This is a genomic window from Nostoc sp. UIC 10607, assembly GCF_047228265.1.
In the GTDB taxonomy this organism is placed as follows: Bacteria; Cyanobacteriota; Cyanobacteriia; order Cyanobacteriales; family Nostocaceae; genus Nostoc; species Nostoc foliaceum_A.
On the sequence record NZ_JBIQNW010000002.1, the window covers coordinates 52,852 to 66,060 of the forward strand.

Here is a 13,209-nt window from a genome sequence, read left to right on the forward strand (position 1 = left end):
TCCTCAAACAACAGTTGGGAATTTTCATTGAAACCAAATAAATCATCTGGCTGTACTTGGGGTGATGCTGAATCGGAAGTTTCACCAAAACTGATATCTAGAGAATTTTCTGTAGCCGATAGTTCATCCACAGTATTATCTGTGGTTTCCATCTGAATGTAGGTGGAGTCTGTAGCTACATCCTCAAACAACAGTTGGGGATTTTCATTTGTGTTTTCATCGAAAGGGCTGAATGAATTAAGTTCCAGATCAACAGCAGATATATCTGGGGGCTGATTAGTAAATTCTGGAACAAAATCTAAAGCTTCTGGTTGTTGCGGCCTGAGAATTTCCTCTTCTGGATGCTGCCAGAACAACGGCGTTTCAGGCATGGAGGGCTGTACGCTATCGTTGATTGCAGGGAAAATAGTTGAGTTACTCGGTGCTAACTCATCAAATAAATCATCTCCAGAATCCGATGAGAATATCAAATCTAGCTGCTCTTGGTGCTGGAAATTGATATCAAAATCTTCTTCTATGTCAAAACTGGCTATAGGAGAAGGTATTGGCTGCTGACTATCGGCAAAAATGTCATCAGCCGCAGCAAACAAACTCTCCTCTAATGCCCTTTCCACATTCTGCTCAATTAAGGAATCGAATTCGTCCTCTTCCTCTGTGGTTTCCTGGTTCCAGAAGTTGCTCAGATCATTTTCTGATTGAGAAAACTCAGGTGCTGTTGCTGGAGATGTATCAAATAAATCACCGAGTTCTGGCTCGGTTGTAGGCAGTAGTATCTGTTCTTCCATTTCAGCGAATAGGTTATCTAAAGACAAGCCTGTTTGCTGGGGTAATTCTATATAGTCACTAGAGGTAATTTCCTCTACCCAATTTGCATTTCTAGTTTCTAAAAATAATTTATCAAGACTGTTTTGTTGGTTCGTAGATAGTTCCACACTGGCCAACGCCTCAGTTTCTGGTTGAGTAACTTCACCTGTAGACAATAGTTCGGCATCATTATCTAGTGCCAGTGTCAAGAAATCTTCAACCACATCGTTTTTGTTGACATTAGGAGGCAAGTTTATATCACTAGAAATATCAATAAATTCTTGTAAATCCTGGGAAGAAGAGTCTAAATTTATATCAAGTACGTTAATATCACTTAGCTCTAGAGTCGTAGCAGATGTTTCTTGATTTTGCGATTCTGAATTCTCTTTTTCTAGGAAATTGTCGCCAAATAACAGGGATAAATCTTCTGTCGTAGCTGTGGTTGTTAGATGCTGCTCGTTGCTTGTGTCTTCATCAAAAGAGAGTAAATCGGATAAATCGCTATGAGCATCCTCAGCATCAGTGCTGCTGAAATCAATTCCAAAGTCATCGGTGGCAACATCTAAGGTTTCTTCTTGATGCCAGCTTTCATCTAGTTCGGGAGTATCACCTTCAAATAAATCGGCAAGGGTATTTAACTCAGCTATTCCTACTTCTGGGCCATTGGGGTCAAGATTGCTACTAATTGGATGTGCTTCGTCATGTGTGGTGAAAGTAAAACTAGTATGAGTTGCAGGGTTTAGTGGTGTCCTTTGTTGAAGATAGGAGTCATCGCTAGTATCATCGTCAAGATTCAGTTCTTCAGTTGTCTGGGCTAATGACTCGGTGTTACCAGATAGAACTCGCTCTGACGCAGTTGATGATTCTGTCAAAACCGCAGACTGTTCGTCAAATAAATCAGGGGTTATTTCTAACAACTCAATTTCTGCAAAGCTCAAAAGTGCTTCTAGTTGCTGACTAATTGCAATTTCGGCTTCCCTACCTTGTAGGACTAATTCTTGAGCTTGCTTGATTTCGGTAATGACAATTTTAGCTAACGTCAGATAAGTATTTTCAGGATTACCGATCGCACTGGCAGCTGCTTGACACAAAACACACCACTTGGATAACTTCCAAGTCTCACCAAGTCTGACTAACTGGTAACAGCATTGCTGAAGGTTTTGTCGAGTTGAGGATGTTGTTGTTTGCTTAAACAGTTGCAACATTTCCCGCAATCTTTGCAGCACTTGGGCTTGAAATTCGCCCCAATTATTATTTTCTTTTGCGGTGACTGGCGACTGTACCTGCTGGGGTATTATTGAGAAGGATGTTTCTGGAGATTCATGATGAGCATCTTCTGTCACACTGGGAATATCTCGCCGCAGGAAAAGTTCTGTAAGTGTGGAGACGTTCTCTACAGAGGTTGTGTGTAGTTCTGTTGCGTCAGTACTACTAGTTACTCGACTGTTCCCTTGTTCTACAAGTAATTCCAAATGCTGATTCAGCCATTGAAAGACCGGCTCAGTTTCTGACATCAAAGTATTAGCTGCATCTTCAGAAAGACCAAATGGCCCGCTCAAATGCTCTAACAGCACTTTCAGGGTATCAGATACACCAAGAAATAAGGACTCTAACTTTTGGTCAACCTGAACCGGATGCTCTTTAAGAACTTTGAAACAATCTTCTAGACGGTGAGATGTATGCTGGATGCTAGTCAATCCAAGCATCGCCGCTCCTCCTTTGATGGAGTGAGCCGCCCGGAAGACTTCACTGATCATTTCCGGGTCGTTCAGAGTACCCTCTAAATTCAGCAAGCCCTGCTCAATGGTATTCAGGTGATCCCTGGCTTCTTCAATAAAGTAACCCAAAATCCGCTGTTGTTGTTCCGGCAGCATAGCAAAAGTTGTGAGTTATGAGTTATGAGTTATGAGTTGTGAGTTATGAGTTATGAGTTATGAGTTGTGAGTTATGAGTTATGAATTATGAGTTATGAGTTGTAATTTTTATTTCTAACTTTTCACTCCTAACTCCTAACTTTATTTCAAGTTGTGAGTTGTGATTTTTATTTCTAACTCCTCGCTCCTAACTCCTAACTTTTTTACCTGGTTTCCATAGTTTCCACTCGGAAACGTTCAACGGAGGCGATCAAGTCACGGGATACACCTACTAAGTGTTGTAGGGCACCTGAAACTCGCTGTGCTTCCTGGGAAGTTTCTTGCGCGGTGAGTTCTACTGATTGCATTACATGAGCGACGGCGCGGGAAGTTTCAGTCTGTTCTACAGTGTCGCTGGTAATCGAACGCACAAGAATATCGATGCGATTCGCCACTTGAATAATGTTTTCGAGCGATCGCTTGGCTTCTTCTGCCAATTTTGTCCCTTTAATTACTTGTTGTGTGCCTTCTTCCATCGCGGTCATCACCGAGCCTGTTTCGCTTTGGATTTGCATCACAATTTGTTCAATTTCCTTCAAGGACTTAGCAGATTTATCTGCTAACTGGCGCACTTCATCCGCGACGATCGCAAACCCGCGTCCAGCTTCTCCCGCCCTTGCCGCCTCAATACTAGCATTGAGCGCCAGTAAGTTTGTTCTGGAAGCAATTTGAGAAATCAACGCTACAATTTTAGAAATTTCTTGGGAAGATTCCGCCAGCCGCTTCACTTTGCGAGTGGTTTCGGCAACGGTTTCTCGAATTTCCAAAATCCCCGCCACAGTGTTTTCTACAGCTTCGCCACCTTTGAGAGCGATCGTACTAGCATCACGAGCAACGGTTTCAGCTTCCCGCGCCGCCTCTGCTACCCGCTGAATCGAGTCGGTCATTACCTGTACAGAATTCAGCGTCACTGCCAACTCTTCTGCTTGACGCAAAGCGTCACTAGATAAGGCTCTAGCAAAGGTTTCAGAGTTTGTTGCACCTTTTGTCACATCTTTCGCCGCCACTTTTACCTGTTGGACGATATCCCGCAGGTTTTGAATTGTCAGGTTAAAGGCATCAGCTACGGCTCCCAGTACGTCGGCTGTTACTTCCGCTTGGACTGTTAAATCGCCTCTAGCAGCTCCTTCCACATCATCCAAAAGACGAATCACCTGGCGTTGCAGATTTTCTTTAGCTTCCTCTTGTTCATCGGCCTTCCGTTGGGCTTCACTTGTGGTCGTAAAAATTACCCGCGCCATTTCATTAAAGCCACTGGCTAAATGCCCAAATTCATCTTCGGAAAACACTGTGGCTTGAGCATTCAAATTTCCTTGGCGTACAGCCTCAAACTGAGCTTGCAGATCATTGGTTGTGCGCCGAATTTGTTTAAGCGCAAGATTCCCCATAAAGCCTGCGGTAGCAAAACCTGCAATCCCAGCTGCTAGGGACATTGCCCAACCTGTGTTTCGTACTGATTCTCGTTGTTGGACTGGCGAAAATGTGGTGGCGACAAAGCTAACTGTGGCTACAACCAGCGCGGAGACAATGCCCACACTTCCAGCAATTAACCATTGTTTCCTTTCTATCGAGGCATTCTCTAATGGTGCTAACCATCCTTGCTCGATGGTGACGTTGGGTTCTAGTTTCGAGACATCTGTTTGGCTAAAAACTGGAACTCCTTCATGGGAACCAGTCATGGTGAATAGTTCCTCTTCGCGATCGCTAGCTGCATTACTTGCAGAACCATCCACGACTTGAGAGCGTCCACTACCACTAGTTTCTGATGGAGCAGAATGCATTGCTAGATCGCCGAAGTTAGAATCTCCTTCGATCAGGTCAAACCCTGGAATGTTACCTAAATCATCAAATTCCTCAAAGTCATCTAAAAATTCTATATTGCTCTTAGAATTTTCTCCATTCAGTATGTTGTTTGAGTCTTCATAAGAGCTTATCCCCTCTGAGCCGAAGGCAGACTCAAATGCTTCCATATCAAAATTTTCATCGTCATCAAAGCTATTTTTACCGATGAATTCGCCTGATTTTAACTGCTTTTCTTTCAGAGGGATATTGCTACTAAAAGTTGAAGCATCATCAGATAAATCTGGCTGGTAATTTTCCTCTAATCCAAGATTTTTTGACTTTAACCAATCATGTGCTTCGGTTTCCGGCAAATCATATTGGCTGTTGTTATTTGTTGATGAACTATTTCTAAGTTCTTCTTCAACAATCAGTAAAGTTTCGTCTCCCAAAGGAGATTTTGTATATTCTAAGTTTCCAATACTAAACTCTGGAGATTTTGGATCACTCAACAAATCAGGGAAATTATTCTCGTGATTGCCAGTTTGTGAATTAGAAAAGGAAGAATTACTATTGTCACTAGCTGAACTTCCGTGAGAAGAAGTTTTCCCATTCTCTGAAAAATGACTATTTCCTAATGATTCTTCAAGACTATCTTCTGATACATCTTCCTGCCAGAAAGCAGGCAACTCTAATTCTGTTTTCTCCTCCCAACTGCTGCTATTTGATTCTTGTTCCTGTGATTCTTCCTTGAAGGCAAAAGGATCATCACCAAAAACTGTAGAAGAATCTGATATTTTTCCTGTTCCGATACTATCTTCTGTGGGTAGATCAAATGGACTTTTTGAAGATAGTTCTTCAACGCCATTCAGCGTTTCTTCATGCTCTCCAAAAAAGTTCAAATCAAGGTTATTGCTGTCAAACTCCTGACTAGTGCCCAAATCTTCTAATTCTTGTTCACTATATGCCAGTGCATCAGACATTTCTGTGGAATTTATTTGCTCTTGGCTTCCTGATGTATCAATCTGCCCCATGAATGACTGTAAATATTGATTGATATTCTCAATTCCATTATTGGCAAAACCAATAATTTCTTGATCGTCAGTCAAGCTTAATACCTGTTGATATTCTTCTTTTGCTACATCGTACTGCTGCAAAACATAGTAGATGTGACCCCGTAACAAATGGGAGTTGGGGTCATTTGGTAAATTTTGCACCACTTGGTCAACTAAAGTGGCGGCAACCTCATAATTCCTTTGAACATAGGCGCTCATCGCCTGTTGATATGTTGGCTCGTAATTATCAATACTTGCTGCCATTTCCTCCTCCAATTTCATCCTGCCCACCGCGCACTCCGTAAAATTGCCATTTGATCGAGCAGCCGTAGACACTGATTGTTTTTAGCACCTAATAACCACTCTCCACGTAAAAAGGGAGCCATAGTATCTGGAACACTAGTTGGTGGCATGAGATTCTGGACATCCAACCAGTGCATACCACCAATTTCCTCTACTGCTAAACCCACTATTGTGTCTTGCTCTTCAATGGCAATCACCGGAATTTCAGCTCTATCCGTGTTTAATGCACTTGCTTCCCCAAGAAATTGACCCAAATCAGCCACCCAAATAACTCGACCTCGTAAATTTAGAGTACCCAAAAGTAAAGGAGAAGCATTAGGAATCGGGGTGATTCTATCAGGACTTAGTTCAATTACCTCCCGAATGCCAGTTGCTTGTAGTGCAAACTCCTGATGCGAGGGAATGTAAAACCTCAAATGTAACTCACCTTCAGGACTTTCTACTTGTAATTCTGGTCGGAAATGATCTTGACCACTGCCACTTAAAAAGTCCGGTTTGCTGACCATATTGCTTTTGTCCTTATCCTCGCAGCAGTTGTTTGACTGTTCCCACCAACTCGGTTGGTTGAAATGGTTTGGCTATGTAGGCATCTGCACCCTGTTTCATGCCCCAATAGCGATCAAATTCTTCGCCTTTGGAAGAACACATCACCACAGGAACATTTTGGGTTTTTGGATCGGATTTTAACCGCCGACAAACTTCGTAGCCGTTCATCCGGGGCATGACAATATCCAATACCACTAAATCGGGAGGTGCGCTTTGAATTGCCTCCAATGCTTCTAATCCATCACTGGCATGGGTCACTGTTAAGCCAGTTGCTTTTAGGAGGTCTGTAATCATCTCCCTTTGCGCGATACTGTCTTCCACAATCAGAACTGTACTCATAAATGTCTATTTACCTCCTGATGTAGACGTTCCTATTTGGAACATTCCCTGATTCCTCCGCAAGTATTAACTGTATAAATTAATTCTAGTTTTTGACTATTTTCCTGGATATTGAGGTTTCACTGAGTTAGCTGACTCTGTGATAACATCTTTTACCTGATCTTTTAGTAGATCAACGAATCTTGGATCTCTTTATGTGCCCCATGCCCTATTGAGACTCTATGTTGATATATTTCTCTACGAGCATAAGTAACTCAGTGTCTGTAAATGGTTTTGTTAAATAATCTGTAGCCCCGACCATCCTAGCTTTGACTCGATCAATAAATCCATCTTTACCAGTGAGCATGATAATTGGTGTGAGCCGAAATGCTGTTGAATGTCGCAGCATGGCGCAAACCTCGTGCCCCTCCAATTCCGACATGGCAATATCACATAAGATTAAATCCGGTTTGAGTTGAAAAACCAGACTCAGTGCCTCTAAAGGATTGGTGAGAGCGATCGCTTCATAACCTTGTGGTTGTAAGATCGAATTTATAGTCTCACCGATGGCGATCGCATCGTCAATACATACTATCCGCCCCTTGGGTTTTCCTTGCAATTCCCAACTATCGGTATGGGTATCTGGTTTAACTGTGGTTGAATATACTAGTTGTAACCAACTCTGCTGCACATATGGATATATTGCCTTAGCAACTGTCAAAATGTCTCGGTTAAGATAGCGAGCCAGTTGACGCAAGGATGTTTTACCGTCAGCCCAATGTTGTAGCTTACTTACGGTTGCTTCTGGTAGCGAGGATTGTAGCTGAACTTTGTCAGATAGCACTGGCAACTGTTCTGGAGACTGAATGTGTGGATACAGCTGCTTCCACTCTTGCACCTGCTTCGTAATTTTTGTAACAAAGGGAGCAATCTCGAAAGTGTTTAATTGCGGGGCAAGTGCCGCACCCTGATGGAAAATGAAGTTACCTTGGTGCAAACTCAGCAGGTCAAAGAGGGTTTCATGCACCAAGCCGTGAATGATACTACCAGCGATCTTGGGATTGATAATATTTCGCTCCAAAAGTGCCCAAAGATAGGCATACTCTGGTGAGTCGGTTGATGGTAGAGAGGCAATTTGTTTGTCGGTGAGTTGCATCTCAACTCGGTAATGACGTAAATAATCGCTAATTCTGGATAAATTACTATTGCCTTCTTGACAATAGATAATTTGACCATTGAGGAAAAAGACGAACCAAGACTGTTGTTTGGCGCGATATTTGCTTGCTCCGTCTCCACCCAGTTTGTTGTTATGGTGAGAGCTAGTAGCTCTCACCCATAGTTGCCCAGTTCGTTGTCCCAACTCGATCAATTGCAGGATACTGCAAATATCAATTTCATTTAGATTTCCCTGCATTTATCTCAAAAGTGCTCCTTCAGTATTGCTGAATTCTGAATTGTGAATTCTGAATTCTGACTTCTTCTTTAAGTATTGATTATGGAGTATTGGCAAGATTTTTACCCTATTTCTTGTTGCCATTAGGGAATAGATTCAGTTATAAACCTTAATTTTTCGTAATACACTTCGACAAAGCTAGTGTTAACACGGAAGTCATCATCACTGTCATCAGTACAAAATATAAAGGCGCGACTAACTCGCTTTTATAAGTATCAAGACGTAACATCTTGCGTCTATAGTTTTGTCTGTCTTGTTCTCCTAAACTTCGGTTCAGTGAGACAAGTTAACAGAATTATTTAAGGTATATCCCAAAACATAAACTTTAAGTGCATCAATAAAGGAATAACGGTGTGCTGTATTTAGCAGAAGTACAAAAACAGAAAGGTGGTTTACTCAGTGGCGGTGCCAAAACCGAACTGAAACTGCTAGCTTGCCAGCGAACTGACCAGAATTGGAGTACTGTGTCGGAAGAAGTAATTGCCGCTGAGGACGCAAGCAAATTAAATGATGGTGCTTTGGTACTGGTTGAACTGAATCCGAATCGTCAAGTGCAGCGGATTCAAGAAGCAGGGCGGCCCCTAGTCAACATTTTGCAGAATTTTTCCCGCCAATTGGAGAAATTTAAGCTCAAGGAAGATGAAATTGATCAGTGGAAACAGTCGCTAACGTTTCAGGCGCAAGAGTTGAATCGCCGTGAAATGGACATGGAAGTACGCTCAGAACAGTTGCAACAATTGGAGGACGAGTTGCAACAACTAGAGGAGCAAAAACAGGAAGTTGACACATCCCGTCAGGAAATTGAACGCTTACAAACAGAAGTTGAGCGCAACCGCCTAGAATTGGAAGGCGCTTGGGAGCATTTGCGGGGTGAGCAGCGTCGCCTGGAGGAGCGTCAAGCGGATGTTCAACAAGGGACGGTTTTGGATGAGGAGCAAAGTCGGGTAATGAGTGAGTTACTGGATCGCTTGTCTAGTCGTGTTGCTCCCACGGAGACAGTAAGAGAACACTTGCATCTGGCCTTTGAATTGATCGAAAAGCAGCAAGCTACTCTTACCCCCCACTGGCAAAAACTGGAGGAGGAAAAAACTGCGATCGCACAACAGCAAGAAGAAGTTGAGCGCTTGTCACAAAGCTTTAGCGATCGCCAAAATGCATTGCAAGAATCACAAAATTCTCTAATTCAGCACACAGCCCAATTGCAGATAAATACAGCAGACCTTAGCAGCAAGCAAGAGTATGCTCGGATAATTAAAGAGCAGTTACGAAATGCCGAAGAGTTATATCAACAGATTCACTCTTTGGCTGCAACGTCTGGTGGTGTAGTTCTCGGCCAGCAAGCTGATGTAGAAGCTTTGGAGAAAATGCCTTTAGAAGAACTACAAAAGATAGTCCAAGACTTGCAGCATAAGTTAGAAATAGACGCTACCTTTGTTCACGATCAAGAACAAGAACTGAAATATAAACAAGAAGCTATAGAAGAACTCCAAACTAAAATAAATCACGCATCTGACCATGACCACATGAATTTGGAACTGGAACTAACAGATGAAAAAGACCTCTATCAGATGCTAAACTCCAGTTTGGTGGGACAACGCCGCAATATGCTACAGCATCAGAAGTTTCTTAAGCAACACCAAGCTGTATTGCTACGGCGACAAGGACATACTGTTGTTGATGAAGAAGAGGGTAATAAAGTTAATTTAGAACCGATTCTGTTACAAATTGAAACCCAGCGACAACAATATTCACAGGAAATCCAAAAGCTGGAACGTGAAATTGAGCAGATTCGTTCTGGTATTGAGCTAAATCAGGGAATGATTGACAATCAAACCCACGATCTCGATGAAAAGCGCCAAGAACTGAAAGCGATGGAGGAAAACCTTCTGTCCCTGCGAAGAACAACTGCTGAATGCTGTGGTCGAGTCAATCTTTATCAAGAAGCACTACAACCAATTCAGGATTCCCTGGATGGATTACGGCAAAAGCTGCAAGGAATTGCAGAATCTTTAGATCAATTCCAGGAAACTGGCGATTATCAAATCCAAGCGATCGCTCAGATGCGTCATACTCTCCAGAGTTTAATGCCTCAGCCAGAATTACTAGCGTCTTAACAAGCTATAAGGCTTTGGTGAGATAAGGGGGTTAAGTCCCTTGTTCTATGCAACCTCACAGGTAATCAGTAGACATCTCTAGAAATTAGTCAAAATCCTTGGTAGGCACAATTCATGAATTGTGCCTACGCCATTTTTACCGGATGTCTAGTATATTGGACTTTAGACAAAAAGATGAATCAAGAAGAAGCTAAGTATTTTGTTCCTAAATATTATTGCGATCAACTAAAATTAGTTTATAGAGCCAAAGAATACCAAGGGCTTAATGCCGGAAGGCATGAATGTACAAACTATGACGAAGTTTTAAATAGTATTCCTAGTTTCGTAAGGATAAAGACTGATATTTATCTACAAATTTATACGTCTGTCAAAAATCAAGCTAATGATTTGGTAACACAATCTTGGGCGGGAAAGATAAACTCAGAAGAAGAGAAATTTGAGCAAACTTTTTTAATTCCAATCCTTAAAACATTTCTAGAAGATATTAGTCTTTCTAAAAACCAAGACTATCCATACTTTGTTTGCTATAAACTCACAGTTTCAAACTGGCGGTTTCAGAGCAGCAATAGAATTCCGAAATATGAAATATCTGGAATCAAAACAAACCAAGAAGCTGAAAACCTAGCTAACAAAATAGTTCAATCTCTTGCAAATAAAGTTGTTAATGAATGGAAAGATCATTATGAAAGACTTGCTATTTCAGAAAAAATTCAAATTGAAGAATTACGTAGAAGAGGAGAGATTAACGAAAAAAAAAGAAATGAAGATAGGTTAGTTACGTTGACAATATGTTCTATCATTATTTTTATATTTTTTATGATTTTTGGGATATTACCTTTAACAATTAAATTATTTCCCCCAAAAGCACCATTTGGAAAATATCAAGTTAATCATAAGGCAATTCCCTCTAATTGGTCTGATGATAAAATTAGGACAACGCAGCGTTATTGTGAAGACTATTACGTATTGGTGAAGCAAGGTAAAAGCAAAAAAAATCCAAAATATTATGCCTTGTGTCATGATCTAGGTGTTGAAGAGTAATCAAATCTAACGCGAGCATCGTGCCTGATAACAAAAAGACTTTAAATAACTATTTCAAGCAGATCCAGTCGCCTTCTACTTGAGCGATCGCACCACCAGGAAATGGATCGGTTTGCGATCGGTTTGGCGCTATAATTAAAGCCGTTAATTTTTCGATATGTTCAAAACTAGGGGCATCAGTCAGTATTTGCTGCAACACCTGACGCATCACCCGACGTTGCAGTGCCAATGGTGCTTTCTGCAATACCCGACGATTTAACCTCAAGGGAAGAAGAGTAAGGGAATCTTCTTCATCCCCAATGCCCCATGACATCGCCTTTTCTCGCAACTCTTGGGCAGCTTTTTCTAAATATTCCACTTCTGCTTGGAGAAGTTCTGCTGTTTGGGCTAAGGCTGATTCTACTTGTGGATTGAAATTTTCTCGCAAATATGGTATTAACTCTTGGCGAATGCGGTTGCGGGCATATTGCAAATCTTCATTGGTGGAATCTTCCCAAATTGGCAATTTAAATTCTTGACAAAATTGCTCTGTTTGTGAACGAGTAATTTCTAACAGTGGACGCACTAGCATAATGCCTGTAGTTAGAGGGCGTTGCCAAGTTAGGGCTTGTAAGCCATCAGCACCAGTACCGCGAATTAAGTTGTAGAGGAGAGTTTCGGCGCGATCGCTTGCGGTGTGTCCTGTAACTATATATTGATAATTATTTGTTTGCGCGATCGCACTTAAAGCTTGATAGCGCCAATCGCGGGCCGCAGCTTCACTATTTATAGGTTCGTTCGCTGTTTCTAAATAAAAGGATATATCCCAAGTTTTAGCTAAATTTTCAACGTGATGAGCATTAGCTTGGGAGTCAGAACGCCAACGATGATCGCAGTGAGCAATACCTAAATACCATCCCCATTTGGATTGTAAATCTAAAAGTAATTTTATTAAACACAGAGAATCCTGTCCGCCGGAGACAGCGACTAATAGTCGCTCGTTGCGCTCAAATAAGTGACGCGATCGGATTGTGCGATGGATTTTTGCGTGTAGAGGAGTCCATACCATTTTTAGAACTTCTCATAGTTTTTGGATTTGACTTGCAGCAACAACTTGTTTAACAGTTAACGCTAGTTCGGGGAAAGTAGTAGAGAGAATGCGGTCATTACCCGTGAACTTTTGAACTTGGTATTGACCCTCAACCAATTGATAAACAAAAACCGTGGGGAGTTTGGGATTACCAAGATAAGCACGAGAAGCGATCGCCAGATAATCTACAATCCAATACTCAGAGATACCGAGTCGCTGATACTCATCTAGCTTGTCAACGTAATCATCATCCCAGTTTGTTGGGGTGACTTCTACAGCAAGTTGGATAGGCTCAATCAGCGCACCATAGGCTAGAACATTGGTATTCCACTGCGATGCATTAACTACACCTACATCTGGATTTCTACCTCGTTCTTCTCCAGTATCAGTAAACGTCCTAACGATGATATCTTTATCAGCAATATAATCTAGTCCCAAGCGCCTAATTTCATCATTGAAGCCAAGCATTAAAAACCTTGCCACATTCTTATGCGCTCTAGTTGGCTCCACTGGTATAATCTCTCCGTTGATCAGTTCGTAAATGCCACCATCAGGGTATTGCTCTAGAAACTCTTCAAAAGTTAGTTTTTTAACTGGAGTCTGAACCATATTGTTCACTTGCTAAAAAAGGACTTAAAGTAATTTGTAATTGATAATGAAGCTCCTACATTGCTAACGTAATTCGGAATTTCCAGGTTTGAGTTTGTTGCTTTATTTTAGGCAATTCTTGCAACACAAAGTAAATAATTTTGCAATACTCTCCGTTTCTGACTTTTCACGGCATTTAGAAAACCTCTCTCTAAATCTCTCTCCT

At 41.6% G+C, this 13,209-nt stretch carries 9 protein-coding genes; 2 read left to right on the forward strand and 7 right to left on the reverse strand.

Annotation, left to right across the window (positions count from 1 at the left end; translation table 11 throughout):
* From ACEYW6_RS02370 to ACEYW6_RS02390, 5 genes are all read right to left on the reverse strand, one after another.
* Positions 1–2,678, reverse strand: a 2,678-nt coding sequence (locus ACEYW6_RS02370; RefSeq protein WP_412978471.1) for an Hpt domain-containing protein, incomplete at its 3' end; no start/stop codon positions are given.
* 203 nt (positions 2,679–2,881) lie between these two features.
* Positions 2,882–5,815 carry a methyl-accepting chemotaxis protein gene (locus tag ACEYW6_RS02375; RefSeq protein WP_412978472.1) on the reverse strand — a complete coding sequence of 978 codons (2,934 nt, stop codon included), beginning with the start codon at positions 5,813–5,815 and terminating at the stop codon, positions 2,882–2,884.
* A 14-nt stretch (positions 5,816–5,829) separates the two neighbouring features.
* A complete protein-coding gene (locus ACEYW6_RS02380) occupies positions 5,830–6,360 on the reverse strand; it encodes a chemotaxis protein CheW (RefSeq protein ID WP_190891733.1) in 531 nt (176 codons plus the stop codon).
* A gap of 13 nt (positions 6,361–6,373) precedes the next feature.
* Complete coding sequence (locus tag ACEYW6_RS02385) at positions 6,374–6,739, reverse strand: response regulator transcription factor (RefSeq protein WP_191759837.1); 366 nt, start codon at positions 6,737–6,739, stop codon at positions 6,374–6,376.
* Positions 6,740–6,947: 208 nt separating this feature from the next.
* Positions 6,948–8,132, reverse strand: a complete 1,185-nt coding sequence (locus ACEYW6_RS02390; protein WP_412978473.1) for a response regulator — start codon at positions 8,130–8,132, stop codon at positions 6,948–6,950.
* 392 nt (positions 8,133–8,524) lie between these two features.
* Between ACEYW6_RS02390 and hmpF the strand changes: the two genes are divergently transcribed.
* Both hmpF and ACEYW6_RS02400 read left to right on the forward strand, forming a co-directional pair.
* The gene (gene hmpF, locus ACEYW6_RS02395; RefSeq protein ID WP_412978474.1) at positions 8,525–10,285 is read left to right on the forward strand and encodes a pilus motility taxis protein HmpF; all 1,761 of its coding nucleotides are present in this window, start codon (positions 8,525–8,527) and stop codon (positions 10,283–10,285) included.
* Positions 10,286–10,459: 174 nt separating this feature from the next.
* Positions 10,460–11,326 carry a hypothetical protein gene (locus tag ACEYW6_RS02400; RefSeq protein WP_412978475.1) on the forward strand — a complete coding sequence of 289 codons (867 nt, stop codon included), beginning with the start codon at positions 10,460–10,462 and terminating at the stop codon, positions 11,324–11,326.
* A 49-nt stretch (positions 11,327–11,375) separates the two neighbouring features.
* Here ACEYW6_RS02400 and tilS read toward each other — a convergent pair whose 3' ends face one another.
* Positions 11,376–12,374 (reverse strand): tRNA lysidine(34) synthetase TilS, encoded by a 999-nt coding sequence (tilS, locus tag ACEYW6_RS02405; RefSeq protein ID WP_412978476.1) that lies wholly within the window; start codon positions 12,372–12,374, stop codon positions 11,376–11,378.
* A 12-nt stretch (positions 12,375–12,386) separates the two neighbouring features.
* The gene (locus ACEYW6_RS02410) at positions 12,387–13,004 is read right to left on the reverse strand and encodes a Uma2 family endonuclease (protein WP_412978477.1); all 618 of its coding nucleotides are present in this window, start codon (positions 13,002–13,004) and stop codon (positions 12,387–12,389) included.
* Positions 13,005–13,209 lie beyond the last annotated feature (205 nt).